General features: G+C 44.8%; 10 protein-coding genes. 8 read left to right on the forward strand and 2 right to left on the reverse strand.

Going from position 1 to position 13,556, the window contains the following annotated elements; all coding sequences use genetic code 11:
- Window positions 1-59: 59 nt before the first annotated feature.
- Genes KE626_RS24545 through KE626_RS24560 form a run of 4 tightly spaced genes read left to right on the forward strand, consistent with a single transcriptional unit; the run spans window position 60 to window position 7,691 of the window.
- Window positions 60-3,461 (forward strand): TonB-dependent receptor, encoded by a 3,402-nt coding sequence (locus KE626_RS24545; RefSeq protein ID WP_249207672.1) that lies wholly within the window; start codon window positions 60-62, stop codon window positions 3,459-3,461.
- Window positions 3,462-3,480: 19 nt separating this feature from the next.
- Window positions 3,481-5,379 (forward strand): RagB/SusD family nutrient uptake outer membrane protein, encoded by a 1,899-nt coding sequence (locus KE626_RS24550; RefSeq protein WP_211975660.1) that lies wholly within the window; start codon window positions 3,481-3,483, stop codon window positions 5,377-5,379.
- Window positions 5,380-5,425: 46 nt separating this feature from the next.
- Complete coding sequence (locus KE626_RS24555; protein ID WP_211975661.1) at window positions 5,426-6,604, forward strand: DUF5000 domain-containing lipoprotein; 1,179 nt, start codon at window positions 5,426-5,428, stop codon at window positions 6,602-6,604.
- A 37-nt stretch (window positions 6,605-6,641) separates the two neighbouring features.
- Complete coding sequence (locus KE626_RS24560) at window positions 6,642-7,691, forward strand: DUF4998 domain-containing protein (protein WP_211975662.1); 1,050 nt, start codon at window positions 6,642-6,644, stop codon at window positions 7,689-7,691.
- A gap of 194 nt (window positions 7,692-7,885) precedes the next feature.
- Here the strand turns inward: KE626_RS24560 and KE626_RS24565 are convergent, their stop codons facing one another.
- Window positions 7,886-8,479 carry a TetR/AcrR family transcriptional regulator gene (locus KE626_RS24565; RefSeq protein ID WP_211975663.1) on the reverse strand — a complete coding sequence of 198 codons (594 nt, stop codon included), beginning with the start codon at window positions 8,477-8,479 and terminating at the stop codon, window positions 7,886-7,888.
- 55 nt (window positions 8,480-8,534) lie between these two features.
- Here KE626_RS24565 and KE626_RS24570 point away from each other — a divergent pair, with 55 nt between their 5' ends.
- The 4 genes from KE626_RS24570 to KE626_RS24585 all read left to right on the forward strand — a co-directional run bounded on the left by KE626_RS24570 (window position 8,535) and on the right by KE626_RS24585 (window position 11,898).
- A complete protein-coding gene (locus KE626_RS24570; RefSeq protein WP_211975664.1) occupies window positions 8,535-9,419 on the forward strand; it encodes an alpha/beta fold hydrolase in 885 nt (294 codons plus the stop codon).
- Between the two features lie 65 nt (window positions 9,420-9,484).
- A complete protein-coding gene (locus tag KE626_RS24575) occupies window positions 9,485-10,252 on the forward strand; it encodes a helix-turn-helix domain-containing protein (protein ID WP_211975665.1) in 768 nt (255 codons plus the stop codon).
- Between the two features lie 66 nt (window positions 10,253-10,318).
- A complete protein-coding gene (locus tag KE626_RS24580) occupies window positions 10,319-11,431 on the forward strand; it encodes an alkene reductase (protein ID WP_249207673.1) in 1,113 nt (370 codons plus the stop codon).
- Between the two features lie 11 nt (window positions 11,432-11,442).
- On the forward strand, window positions 11,443-11,898 hold the full coding sequence (locus KE626_RS24585) for a YybH family protein (protein ID WP_211975666.1): 456 nt from the start codon (window positions 11,443-11,445) through the stop codon (window positions 11,896-11,898).
- Here KE626_RS24585 and KE626_RS24590 read toward each other — a convergent pair.
- On the reverse strand, window positions 11,892-13,556 hold the full coding sequence (locus KE626_RS24590) for a hypothetical protein (RefSeq protein WP_211975667.1): 1,665 nt from the start codon (window positions 13,554-13,556) through the stop codon (window positions 11,892-11,894). The genes KE626_RS24585 and KE626_RS24590 overlap by 7 nt on opposite strands.

Consider the following 13,556-nt stretch of genomic DNA (forward strand, 5'->3'; position numbering starts at 1 on the left):
TTTCACCCCCCCATATCCCATTACCAGGTACTAAGAGGGGCATTAAAATTCAAAGAATTATGAAATTTACTGCCGTATTTATGCTGGTCGCCTGTCTTCAGGCGGCCGCCCGATCAGATGGCCAAACGATCACCCTGTCTGTAAAAAACAGGTCGCTCGAAAAAGTATTGGCTGACATCAAAAAGCAAAGCAATGTTAGCTTCATTTATGGAAAGGAACTGGTAAAAGGCGCCGGGCCGGTAACAATAAATGTAAAAGACAATTCACTTACCAGGATTCTTGACCAGGTATTTCAGCATCAGCAACTGACGTACAAGGTGTTCGATGATTACATTGTAATCAGTCCAAAAACGGCTGCACCGGAAACCGGCGCGCCTGTTGCTGATTTGCCGCTGCCGGCAGATATCACCGGGAAAGTGGTGGATGAAAACGGCGCTCCCCTGGCCGGCGCAACAGTGAGGGTAAAAGGCAGCGTGAACTCGACGGCCACAAATGCGGAAGGCGTTTTTGTGCTTAAAAAAGTAGCGGAGGATGCCACGCTCATCATTTCATTTATAGGAATGGAAACCCAGGAAATAAAGGTGAAAGGAAAAGAACCCGTCAACATTGTATTGAAACAGGCGATATCGCAGGGACGGGACGTAGTGGTGGTGGCCTATGGGCAACAAAAGAAGGAAAGTATGGTGAGTTCTATTACCACCATTAATCCCAAGGAATTGAAAGGACCTACCAGTAACCTAACCACCATGCTGGCCGGTCGTTTAGCCGGCATAGTAGCCTACCAGCGAAGCGGAGAACCAGGGCAGGATAACGCACAATTTTTTATCAGGGGAATTACTTCTTTCGGATCAGGAAAAATAAATCCTTTAATACTGATAGATGGGATGGAATCTACTCCCACCGATCTTGCGAGATTGCAACCAGATGATATTTCCGGTTTTTCGGTGTTGAAAGATGCCTCCGCATCATCCTTATATGGCGCCAGGGGGGCAAATGGCGTGGTGCTGGTCACTACCAAATCCGGTAAAGATGGTAAACCCAAATTTAACTTCAGGGCAGAAAATTCTGTTTCTTCAAATACGCGGAATTTCCAGCTGGCAGACAATATCACCTACATGAAGATGGCAAATGAAGCGGTGTTAACCCGGAACTCATTAGGCGCATTGCCTTATTCACAAACCAAGATTGACCGCACAGCCGCAGGCGCCAATCCATTGTTATACCCTAATAATAACTGGATGAAATTACTGATAAAGGACAACACCTTAAACCAGCGGTTTAACATGAACATGAGCGGAGGAGGTAAAGTTGCCCAGTATTATATTGCCGGCACTTATAACATCGATAATGGGGTGTTAAAAAGTGAAGCCCTGAATAAGTATGATAACAATATCAAATTGAAGAGTTACCAGATACGCTCCAATGTGAATGTTAAACTGACACCAACCACCGAAGGTATTGTCAGAACCTCCGGCACTTTCGACGATTATCACGGGCCAATAGGCGGCGGCGCTGGTATTTTTTCCCAGGCAATATCTTCCAATCCTGTATTATTCCCGGCCACTTATCCCTCCTCAGCATTACCTAACATAAAGCATCCTTTATTCGGAAATTCAGCGATAAGAGGTGAAGGCGCATCGCAGGTTTTCTACAATAACCCCTATGCCAATATGGTTTCCGGTTTTCAACAGTATAACACCTCCACATTAAATGTACAGCTTGAAATAAAGCAGGACTTTAATTTTATCACCGAGGGCCTTACCGGCCGTGTTATGGGTTATACGCAAAGGTATTCTTACTTCGATCTGAGCAGAAAATATAATCCCTTCTTTTATTCAGCGAATCCAATAGATTCAAAAGGACAGGATTACAGTTTATCGCTGCTAAATGAACTAACTGCCACAGAGTACCTGAATTATGCGCCGGGTAAGAAAACCGTTAACACGGCTACCTATATGGAGGCAGGGCTAAACTACAGCAGAACATTCAACGAAAAGCATGCTATAGGGGGCTTACTGATTACCATATTGCGTAATTACCTGAATGGGAATGCTGAGGATCTTCAATCTTCTCTCCCTTTCAGAAACCGCGGACTTTCAGGCAGGTTTACCTACGCTTATGATAACAGGTATCTTTTTGAAGCAAACTTTGGGTATAATGGTTCAGAGCGTTTTGCTGAAACACAGCGCTACGGATTCTTTCCATCGGTAGGCGTGGCGTGGAATGTATCCAACGAGCATTTTTTTGACGCACTGAAACCTGCGATCTCCCGGCTGAAGCTCAGGGCTACCTATGGTTTAATTGGTAATGATGAGATCGGAGACCCTAAAGATCGTTTCTTCTACCTGGCCAATGTCAATTTACAAGGCGGTAACGTAGGCAACTTCGGCACTGATTATACCTACTCCAGGCCAGGTGTTTCGATCTCCAGGTATCCGAATGAAAAAATTACCTGGGAGAAAGCGAAAACCGTAAATATCGGGATGGACCTGAGCTTATTTAATGATTTAAACCTGGTGGTGGAAGCTTACAGGCAACACCGGAGCAACATCCTGATGTCGAGGAGCTACATTCCAAGTACGATGGGACTTGCTACTAATATACAGGCCAACGTAGGTGAGGCGGAATCAAAAGGTGTGGATGTTACCATGGATTACAGCAGAACGCTGGGAGATATATGGATTCAGGGAAGGGGAACATTTACTTATGCCACCAGTAAGCTGCTGGTTAATGAAGAACCGGATTACGGCAAAGACCTCTCCTACCTCTATAAAGTTGGTAATTCGCTTGGTCAGAATTATGGTTACATAGCTGAAAGATTATTTGTTGACGATGAAGAAGTAAAAAATTCTCCGAGGCAGAATTTTGGCGAAGTCAGAGGCGGAGATATCAAATACAGGGATATCAATGGTGATGGACAGATCAGCTCACTGGATATCGTTCCGCTGGGATTACCTAAGACACCTGAAATTGTATATGGATTCGGCCTGTCGGTAGGGTATAAAAATTTTGACATAAGCGGCTTCTTCCAGGGATCGGCCCGCTCTTCATTCTGGATTGACCCCGCCAAAATTACACCATTTGTTATGGGCGGTGATCAGGGTAATCTGCAGAACGGGCTACTAAAAGCCATAGCTGACGACTACTGGTCGGAGGATAACAGGAACATGACCGCATTTTGGCCACGGCTAAGCTCCAACATCAATACTAACAATACACAGGTTTCTAACTGGTGGATGCGAAATGGTTCCTTCCTGAGATTAAAAACCGTAGAACTGGGCTATAATCTTTCAGGGAAATCAATCAAAAGACTTGGCATTAACTCCCTCAGGGCTTATGCCAATGGCACCAATTTGTTTGTTAACAGCAGCTTCAAACTATGGGATCCTGAACAGGGCGATAACGGGCTAGGTTATCCCGTGCAAAGGGTGTTCAATTTTGGGGTTAACGTTCAGTTCTAAATTTAAATAAGAAAACGAGATGAAACTATATACTACTGCTTATCTTATTTTATCAGCTATGGTATTGATGATTGTAATACCATCCTGTAAAAAAAGTTTCCTGGATATCGTTCCGGATAATGTAGCTACCCTTGATAATGCTTTCGCTAATCGCAATGAGGCAGAAAAGTTTTTGTTCACCTGTTACAATGCTTTACCCAATGATGCCAATCCTGATTTTAACCCCGGCATCAATACAGGAGATGAATTTTGGGTGTACTGGCCGGTTCAGGCCAGCGATTACGCCTCTTTAGATCCATTTAATATTGCACGCGGTTTTCAGAATAAAGTAAGCCCGGGCATGAATTACTGGGATGGATTTGGCGGACGGTCCTTATGGCAGGGGATTCGTAACTGCAATATTTTCCTGGAAAATATTGATAAGCCAATCGATTTGGAGCCTTATATGAAAGAGCGGTGGGTAGCTGAAGCCAAGTTTCTGAAAGCTTATTTGCATTGGTACCTGTTCAGGATGTATGGCCCTATTCCCATTGTTGATAAGAACCTGCCCATTTCCGCGTCGGCAGAGGAAGTAAAGGTAAGCAGGCAACCGGTTGACTCTGTAGCAAATTACATTTCAAATTTATTGGATGAAGCTGCGGCAGGAACAACTACCGGACTGCCGGATAAAATTACCAGCTTAAGCACGGAACTCGGCCGCGTTACCAAACCGGCGGCACTGGCTATTAAGGCCAGGTTGCTGGTAACCGCTGCCAGCCCGTTGTTCAATGGGAATGCCGATTTCAATGGTTTGAAGAATAAGGACGGAAAATTATTGTTCAACGCCGCCTATGATGTAAATAAATGGAAACGGGCCGCTGCTGCCTGTAAAGCAGCTATTGATGCCGCAGAAGCCGCCGGCGTTGCTTTGTATAAATTTATTCCAACGTTCCAGGATATGGATGAGGATACAAAACTGGAAATGACCATCAGGAATACAGTATGTGAAAAATGGAACAAGGAGTTAATACTTGGCAGCACTGCGTCAACAAGGGCTATACAAATGACAGCCTCTCCGAATTTCGACCCCAATAATTTTAACAACGGTTTAAGAGGGCAACTGGCGCCTACTTTAAAAATGGCCGAATTGTTCTATACCAGAAATGGCGTACCTATTAATGAAGATGTTACCTGGGATTATGCTAACCGCTATAATCTGAGGGCCACTACCGCTGATGATAAAGGGCTGCAAAGCGGATACTCCACCGTAGGACTGCATTTTGACAGGGAACCCCGCTTTTATGCGGATATGGCGTTCGACGGATCAAAGTTGTTTATGCAGAATGGCCTGTTTAAGATCCAGAGTAAGCTGGAACAAACGTCCGGAAGGAAACAAACCCTTTACTATTCCGTAACAGGTTACTATACAAAAAAACTGATCAACTGGAACCTGGTAGTAGCCGGAGGAACGACCACAGAAAATTATCCATGGCCAATAATGAGACTGGGAGATCTTTACCTGCTTTACGCCGAAGCATTAAACGAATCAGGCGATCTGTCAACGCCGCTGGTCTATCTTAACAAGATCAGGGCAAGAGCAGGTTTGCAAACAGTAGAGCGTTCATGGACCAACTTCTCCACAAACCCGGGAAAGTTTGCCAATCAATCAGGGTTAAGGGATATCATACACCAGGAACGTTTAATTGAAATGGCATTTGAAGGCAGCCGTTTCTGGGATTTAAGACGGTGGAAGAAGGCCGCCAGCATGCTGAATCAACCTATATACGGCTGGAACGTTGCAACAAAAAGTTTTGCCGAGTACAATACAAAAGTGCTGTTGTATAATCAAACCTTTATTGCTCCAAGAGATTATTTCTGGCCGATCAAAGAAAACAACCTGATTGTAAACCCCAACCTGGTACAAAATGCCGGCTGGTAAATTATGCCCTGTTTGCAATTCTTAAGTAAACCTTAAACCTAAGTAAATGAAACGATTAATAAATAGATGGTGCATGGTGATGTTAGTTGTAGTGGCTGTACAGGCCTGTAAACGATCCGAAATAGCGCCAATAGTAAATGACGGCGTAGCACCTGGCCCGGTGAAAGATGTAACAGTGGAGAACCTTAGCGGCTCGGCAAAAATAAAGTATACCATTCCCTCTGACCCGGATGTACTGTATGTAAAAGCAGTATACACCACTAAACAGGGCGTAGAAAGAGAAACCAAGGTAAGCTACTATAACAACGCGATAACCGTTGCCGGCTTTGGAGATACCGATGCCTATGAAGTAAAATTGTATGCTGTAGATAAAGGCGGAAATGCATCGCAGCCGGTAGCTGTTACCGTTCATCCGCTAACGCCGGCCTTCAGGCTTGTACGCAATAGCCTCGGGGCGATAGCCAATTTCGGCGGGATTGACGTTAGCTATCAAAACCTTAGCGGAGCGGATATCGCCATTGTAGTTTTAATGAACGATTCGTTGGGCGATTTTACACCCATCAATACCAGTTATACCAATTTAAAGCAGGGCATATTTGTTACAAGGGATTTGAAAGCAGTTGAAACAAAGTTCGGTGTCTATGTGCGGGACCGGTGGGGTAATATTTCCGATACCCTGCATACAACCCTTACGCCTATATTCGAGGTTAAGTTGGACCGTACAAAGATGAAACAACTGGTTTTACCAACAAATACCGACGCTCCTTTGGGCTATGGTGGCTCTGTTGCCGGTCTTTTTGACGGAGGCGTCACCGGTGGCGGTTATTATCATACCGGCGATGGCGGCACCATGCCTAAATGGTTCTCTTACGACATGGGCGTAACCGCTAAAATAAGCCGCATGTCCTGGTTCATGAGACCAGGTTTCTTTTATGACCTGCACAGCCCCAGAAAAGTGGAAATATGGGGTTCCAACAATCCTTCTCCAGATGGAAGCTTTACCGGTTGGACATTGTTAACTGCATACGAGCAAATCAAACCTTCAGGTTTACCCAACGGACAATTAACCACCGCAGATAATGAAGCCGCCGCCGCAGGTGAAACAATTACTATTCCATTAGATGCTCCCGCCGTGCGGTATATCAGGTTTAAAACCCTCAACAATTGGTCTAACGGAACCTATGTGCAAATTTATGAGATCTATATGTGGGGGAATCCGCAATAAGCATTAAACCGAATAACAATCAACTAATAACTAAATCATGGAAAAGATAAAATATTTGATTTATCCTTTTCTTATTGCAGCAGGACTGTGCGTAATCTCCTGCACAAAGGAAAACGATTATAAGAAATTTGTAAAGGATGGAGAGCGTTCTTATCCGGGAAGGGCAGATACTGTCATTGTGCAGGCAGGAAATAAACGGATACAATTAAGGGTTGTATTGGGGCCGGACCCATTAATAACAAAGATAAAGACGTACTGGAACAACAGCGCCGATTCATTGGAAACTCCTGTAGTAAGAACCAACGGGGATACCGTAAACATCATTCTCAATAGTCACTTAAACGAGGGCACAAATAATTTTGAGGTATATACTTATAACAGTAAGGGCGACAGATCTGTAGTAACAAATGCAACGGGAAACATGTATGGCGACAACTACATGAGCGCGGTGGTTAACAGGAAGATCAGTTCCGTTCTGCAATCGGGCGCCGGTGCTACTATTAACTGGAGTCCGGCTATAACAGGTGAACAGCGTATAGAAGTAAATTATACTGATGAAACCGGGGCCGCTCAATCGCTGGCTGTTCTTCCCACACAAACAGCCACCCAGATCGCCAGCTATAAATTAGGAACCGACATTTCTTATCGTTCCGTATATGCTCCGGAGCCGAATTCGTTTGATGTATTCTCAGCAGATTACAGCAAGGTCAGTATATTTACGGCTGCTTCAACGGGCTACTTCTATCATCCCTCTAGTCCAAGAGCACTTAGCAGTACGAAAACGATGTTCAGCAGCGGTGCTAATGGCGTAATTGTGGATTTAGGCGATTTAGGCGGCAGTGGCTACAAAGCCCTGATCACTGTTAACGCTGATAACACCCTCACCATTACAGCTGCGCCAGGGGCTGCAGGCGCACCCTACCTGATGTTTACTTCAGACTTACCGGCACCTTATACCGCTGCTTGGGCAGGATCTCCTTCCTGCAATAACACCTATAATCCCGCCACCAAAACCTATAAAGTAAGGTATGGTTATGGTTCAGCAGGAGCATATCGTGTTACGGAAGAGTTGCTTGTACGGAACTAATGATAGCAGATAATTCCTGTTACAGTTCGATCTTCGTACCAGGGAGATTAAAAAAGCGTGATACATTCTTTCGAATTGTATCACGCTTTTTTAATTGCTGTTGTATAGAAACACGAACCTATGTACCAGTCCCCTATTCGAATATGAACCTGGCGGGCGCAAATTTTCCAGGCACAAATAAAAACTGCTGAGCATCATTTCTTCCTTTGGAAGCCAGTCAATATCATTTCAAACAAACGCTTTAAATTCTCTTTTGTGATTTCAAACATTTCATGGGTGTAAACATTTTCTTTATCCAAATGAAACCTGATTAATGCATTTAACGGCCCGAAAGCAAGCGACCAAAATAGTTCCGGCTCCATTCCCTTTATCTCTTTTTTGTTAATGGCATTCCGTGCAAATTGCTCAACAGCCTGGTTGAATGGCGATACTTCAATATCCAAACTATTGACCAGGTGTGAATTACGGAAAAGGTCGAAAAACATAAAATGAGATGGATTTGCTATAGCGAACTTTACGTAGTTTTCCCACAGTGTCCATAAGCCAACTCCAAACGATGCATCGGCAGAAAAACCGCTAAGCATACAAATTGAAAAATCCGTTTGTACGTAGTTGAAAAGTCTGTTTAATAATTCTTCCTTGTTTTTATAGTAAATGTATATAGCCGCCACAGAAAGGTTGGAAGCTTTGGCAAGCTTATTCATGCTAAAGCCCTCAAACCCACCCTTTGCTATAATACTGATAGCCTGTTCCCGAAGAAGTGTTTCCGTTGCAACTGCTTTTGTCATAAATGGCCAATTAATTTTAACACCCAAGTTAGTGAATATTCATTAACTTAGCATCATGTCTACTATAAAAGAATTTCAAACAGGTTTTGTAGCAGCATCTGATGGTACTACAATAGGTTACCGGTTCATTGGTAACGGCCCGGCAATTATTTTAATGCCCGGAGGGCTTCAATCCTCATTGAATTTTACAAGTCTTGCTAAAGCGCTCTCGGCGGATTTTAAAGTATATGTTCCCGACAGGCGCGGGCGCGGCTTAAGCGGCCCTTACCAGGAGGAGGATAATTTGTTAACAGAGGCGGAAGACCTGTTAACATTAATAAATACAACGGGCGCCAAACAAATTTTTGCCTTGAGCAGCGGAGCGATCATTACACTCCAGGCTGCATTAATGGACCAAACATTGCAAAGAATAGCGCTATACGAACCACCGATACCGGTAGATAATGAAGTATTGAAAAAAACACAGGCCGATTATGCCAACGCCATGAGCAAAGGGAATTTGGGAAAGGCATTTATTACGATCCTGAAAGGAACCGGAGACCCGGGGGATAAATCTTTTCTCAACGTACTACCGGCTTTTATCACGGCTCCTTTGATCAACATGATGATAAAGTTTGAAAAGAAGAAGAACGATGAAACTGCATTGCCATTAGCTGAATTGATTCCTACTTTCCGCAATGACAGTAAAGTGGTCAGTGAATCACTGCCACTCATCGAAAAGGCTAAAAATCTCAAGGCGGAAGTGCTGTTGTTGGGTGGCACTAAAAGCCACCATTATCTGTCTGTTGCATTAGATAGCCTGGAAAAGGCCATCCCGCATACAACACGCATAGCATTTGAAAACCTTGGTCATGTTGCATCAGATAACAGCGAAAGTCCATTAGTTGTCGCAGAAACATTGCGAAATTTTTTCTTAAATAAATATTCAGAAATAAGCTAACCGGGGTTCTCATTTTCTTCTCGCATTAGTTGCTTTAGATCAGTTTCATATCGTTAACTTTGTTTATGAACTATTTTATTGCTCCGGCAAATGGTGAATTACGCCAGTGGGTTAGCCACTTCTGGTGGGCTCGATTGGACGGTTGCGAAAAGGCCAATCCGGTCTACTACGCTACCGCTCATACCCGTACTGAACTTGCATTTACTTATAGATACTTTTCAGAAAAGAATATACAACTAACAGGCGCGTCTGTTCAAGGGCTAACCGACCAGTTTGGGCAATTCCCCATGAGTGGGTTTAATGAAGTATTTGGCGTATCTCTCCATCAGCATGCAATCCCAGGTTTTTTCAAACTGGGGCCCTCCGAATTGAATAATAAGTTTACGAGCCTGAAAATGTTGCTGGGCCGGGATGGCGAAGATTTATTCGGAAAGATGGCCGCTGCCACCGACGTCCAGGAACGTACTGCCGTGCTAAGCCGGCACCTTTCTACCCGCTTCCATAAGGAACCCAAAAGTGACGCTTTAGTTGTAGCAGCTATCGCCCGGATAAAGGCGTTAAATGGTGCAATAGATATTGCAAGGCTTGCCACTGAAATGCATCTTTCTCCCAAACAGTTTACCAGGCGCTTTCATGCGTATACTGGTCTTAATCCCAAACACTACGCACAAATCAGCCGATTCGAACAGGTATTAGCCCGGTTTCAAAAGCATCAATCCTTTTCAGAATCGACTTATGAAGGCGGATACTATGACCAGTCTCATTTTATCGCAGATTTCAGGCGGTTCTCTGGCTTTAGCCCACGCAGGTTTTTCGCTTTGACCAGGGAGTAGAATGTCTGTTTTTTCCTATTCTAACTTCTGCCGCCTGAGTAGTTTTGTAAGAAAATAGCGATAAGAATGCTTACACTACTCACACCATTCAGATCAACAGCGTTAGCGCTCAAAAACCGCGTGGTGATGGCTCCTATGACAAGGGCCCGGGCGGATAACCCCGATCGGACAGCTACCGGGCTTACTGCATTGTACTATACGCAACGCGCCACGGCAGGTTTGATCGTAACCGAAGGAATTCCTGTTAGCTCAGGAGCTGTGGGGGCGATTAATGTTCCAGGCATTTATACGCAAAAGCAGGTAGATGCGTGGCAAAAAGTAACTGACAGCGTGCACGGGGAAGGCGGGAAAATATTCGCGCAGCTCTGGCATGTGGGCCGGCTTTCACACCCTGACTTGTTAGGAGGGGAATTGCCCCTGGCACCATCGGCCGTTAACCCCGACTACCAGGTGTTCTCTGCAAGTGGATATACACAGACTGTCACGCCCCGGGCAATGTCTTTGGAAGATATTGAACAAACCATTTGCGATTTTGTGCAGGCAGCCAACAATGCGATCTTAGCCGGCTTTGATGGTGTAGAGTTGCACGCGGCCAACGGATATTTATTCCACCAGTTTTTTGCAAAATGTTCCAATCAGCGAAAAGACAAATATGGAGGCTCCATCGAGAACAGGGCGCGATTTCTTTTTGACATACTTGATCGCATCAATGAAAAAATTCCGCTATCGAAAGTTGGCATACGGATCTCCCCCTCCTGGCACAACTTGTTTGGAATCGAAAGAGACGATGAAACCACTCAACTATTTAAATATGTGTGTGACAGGCTTAACAGCTATTCCCTGGCTTACCTCCATATTGCCGGATTTGCTCCCGAGGCAGGGTCAAATCCAATAGAGCAGATAATAACAATCGCCAAACACTATCGCAAATTGTACAACGGTACGTTGGTTGTTAACCGCGGGTTTACCCAGGACATCGCAAACAAAGTCATTGGCGACGATATCGCAGATTTGGTTTCATTTGGTGAGCTGTACATCAGTAACCCGGACCTGGTAGACCGATTTAAAAGAAATTCCCCGCTAAACCAATTAGATAAGGAAAGCTTATTTGTTTCCGGTGAAAGTGGGTATACAGATTACCCGTTTTTGTTGGAAGCACATCCAAATTCTAAAATCTAATCTACCAGTATATGGAAATACATCCTCTTTTGTTTCAAATATTTGACCCGGCGCCTGTTAAGGAATTTATTGCCGAATGGCAGGAGGCAGTTGACACTGCTGATGCCGATTTATTTAACAATCGCTTCTCCCAAGATATCCTATGGGGCAGCCCTTTTGGCGCTATTGCCGGGGGCTATGAGCAGATCCATTCGATTCACAGGAAAATGTTTTCGCTTGCTCATCCTCAAAGAGGGGCAGCCAAATTTATAGCGGAGCATATCTGTTTTTTATCAGAACAAATAGCGATAGCTTACGTAAGAAGGGTTGGAGAACCCAAAAAATTACCTGATGCGGGTATTACACCCGGCAGTTTTGACGAGTTGGCGCTGCTTGTATTGGTAGAGCGGAACGGGAGATGGTGGTTGGCAGCTGCCCAGCATGTTCCCGACCAAAGAGATGTGTACCGCGATGCTATTAACTACTGAAGAATGAAGAATGATCGCTCAACAGGCAATGCTGACTGATACTTGCCTGCAATGCCATACTGCCAGGCTACGACAGTAACTTTTAACGGCAGTTTTGCACCTGGCGGTACGCCGGTAAACATTAGTTTATTGCCTTTAATAACTACGGGGCCTTCTTTTACATAATAATTCACTGGCAATCCCGATGTGGCACGCGCGGTCAAAGACAGCTCCTTTATTCCGTTTTGCTGGTCTGGCAGCGGTTTAAAATGTATCTGCTGAGCGTTGCCGGTGGTTTGCGGCAGCGGTATTTTAATATTCAGCTGTTGCACGGTACTCTTAAACATACCATCTCCTTTATTCTCAGCTACCAGCCAGATGTCGTTGCTTCGCTTGGCATTATTGAAGCCCATACGGTAAAAATCCAACCTGAAAGTGGTATCATTGATCTTCTTAACAGGACCGCATATACGATTAATCAACAGCGGCGTTGCAGCATGTTCAGTAACCCGCCTGGTTCTGGTGGAATCTGTAAAAAATCCACTGATATGAAAGGTGATACCATCCTGCAGCGGTTGAACGCTTGTTGTATACACCGCGTGAGATTTACCCGGTATCAGTACTTTACCGTCCTGGATAAATCCAATAAACTGTTGCCGTTTTCCCCTTGCGGTATTGTAATAATGTTCGGTAGCATCCGCCATTTCCCTGTCGAATACCCATGAAGCAGATGGCCGGTTTCCGGAGTACGTTTTAAAAGGCGCGGCCGACGCAACAGGAAGGCTGTCTTTATGCCATCTGTCCATCAACCATCCATCTTCCGGTTGCACCGGAAGTAGGGCGTTTGCCCGCCAGCGGAATTTCATTGCTTTGCGTATAAACAGGGAGATGTAACCGACCAGTGCCTCTGATGCATCAAAGTGGCCGTGGCCTGCATCTGCAAATAAAGAGATGACGCTACGCGGATGTGATTGTATGTAGGAAAATGCCGGGAGAATCCGGTCTTCCCACCACTCATATTCTCCCATTATGAAAAGAGAAGGCACACCATCTATATTCCTGTTGCCCCAGTCAGGATTGGGGGCGCCGCTCCCTGTTAGTTTTGTGAGCGGCGCATCACCGTGAAGTGAAATCACGGCCAACGTTCTTGCCGGATTCCATGCGGCAAAATTCCATGGGAAACTAGCCTGTGCCGAATGGCCGATAGGAATAACAGGAATTGTTTTTAGTTCTGTGTATCCGGATACCTCTGCCAAACGATTCATCATCACCTCAAAATCAGCAGGCGCATTTTTGGTAAAATCGAACATCTGCGTGATTGCGGGAGTAACCCATATCTCCCCTATCCCAAGTTCAGCCATCGTTTTACGAAACGCAGGATGTTCCAGTACGGTTCCTTCCGTCATGTTATGCTGCCCCCATACCACCGCCTTCAGTTGCCTGCAGTTGTCAGGTATCCAAAGAAATACCTGGGGAGGAGCTTTCGTTTCACCGGAAATAATATTGTCCATTGAAATACGCCATTGCCAAACCTGAGCGTCTGACCGGGAAAATGTATTTTTTTTGTTAGATGACCGAACAGATACTTTCTGTGCTAAAACGCCGGATGTAACGAGTGTAAAAAATAATATAATGGCAATACTTGTTTTCGTACTGTAGAATTTTAATTGATACTTCAT

Origin of the sequence: Chitinophaga hostae (assembly GCF_018224885.1) — a bacterium.
GTDB classification, from domain to species: domain Bacteria; phylum Bacteroidota; class Bacteroidia; order Chitinophagales; family Chitinophagaceae; genus Chitinophaga; species Chitinophaga hostae.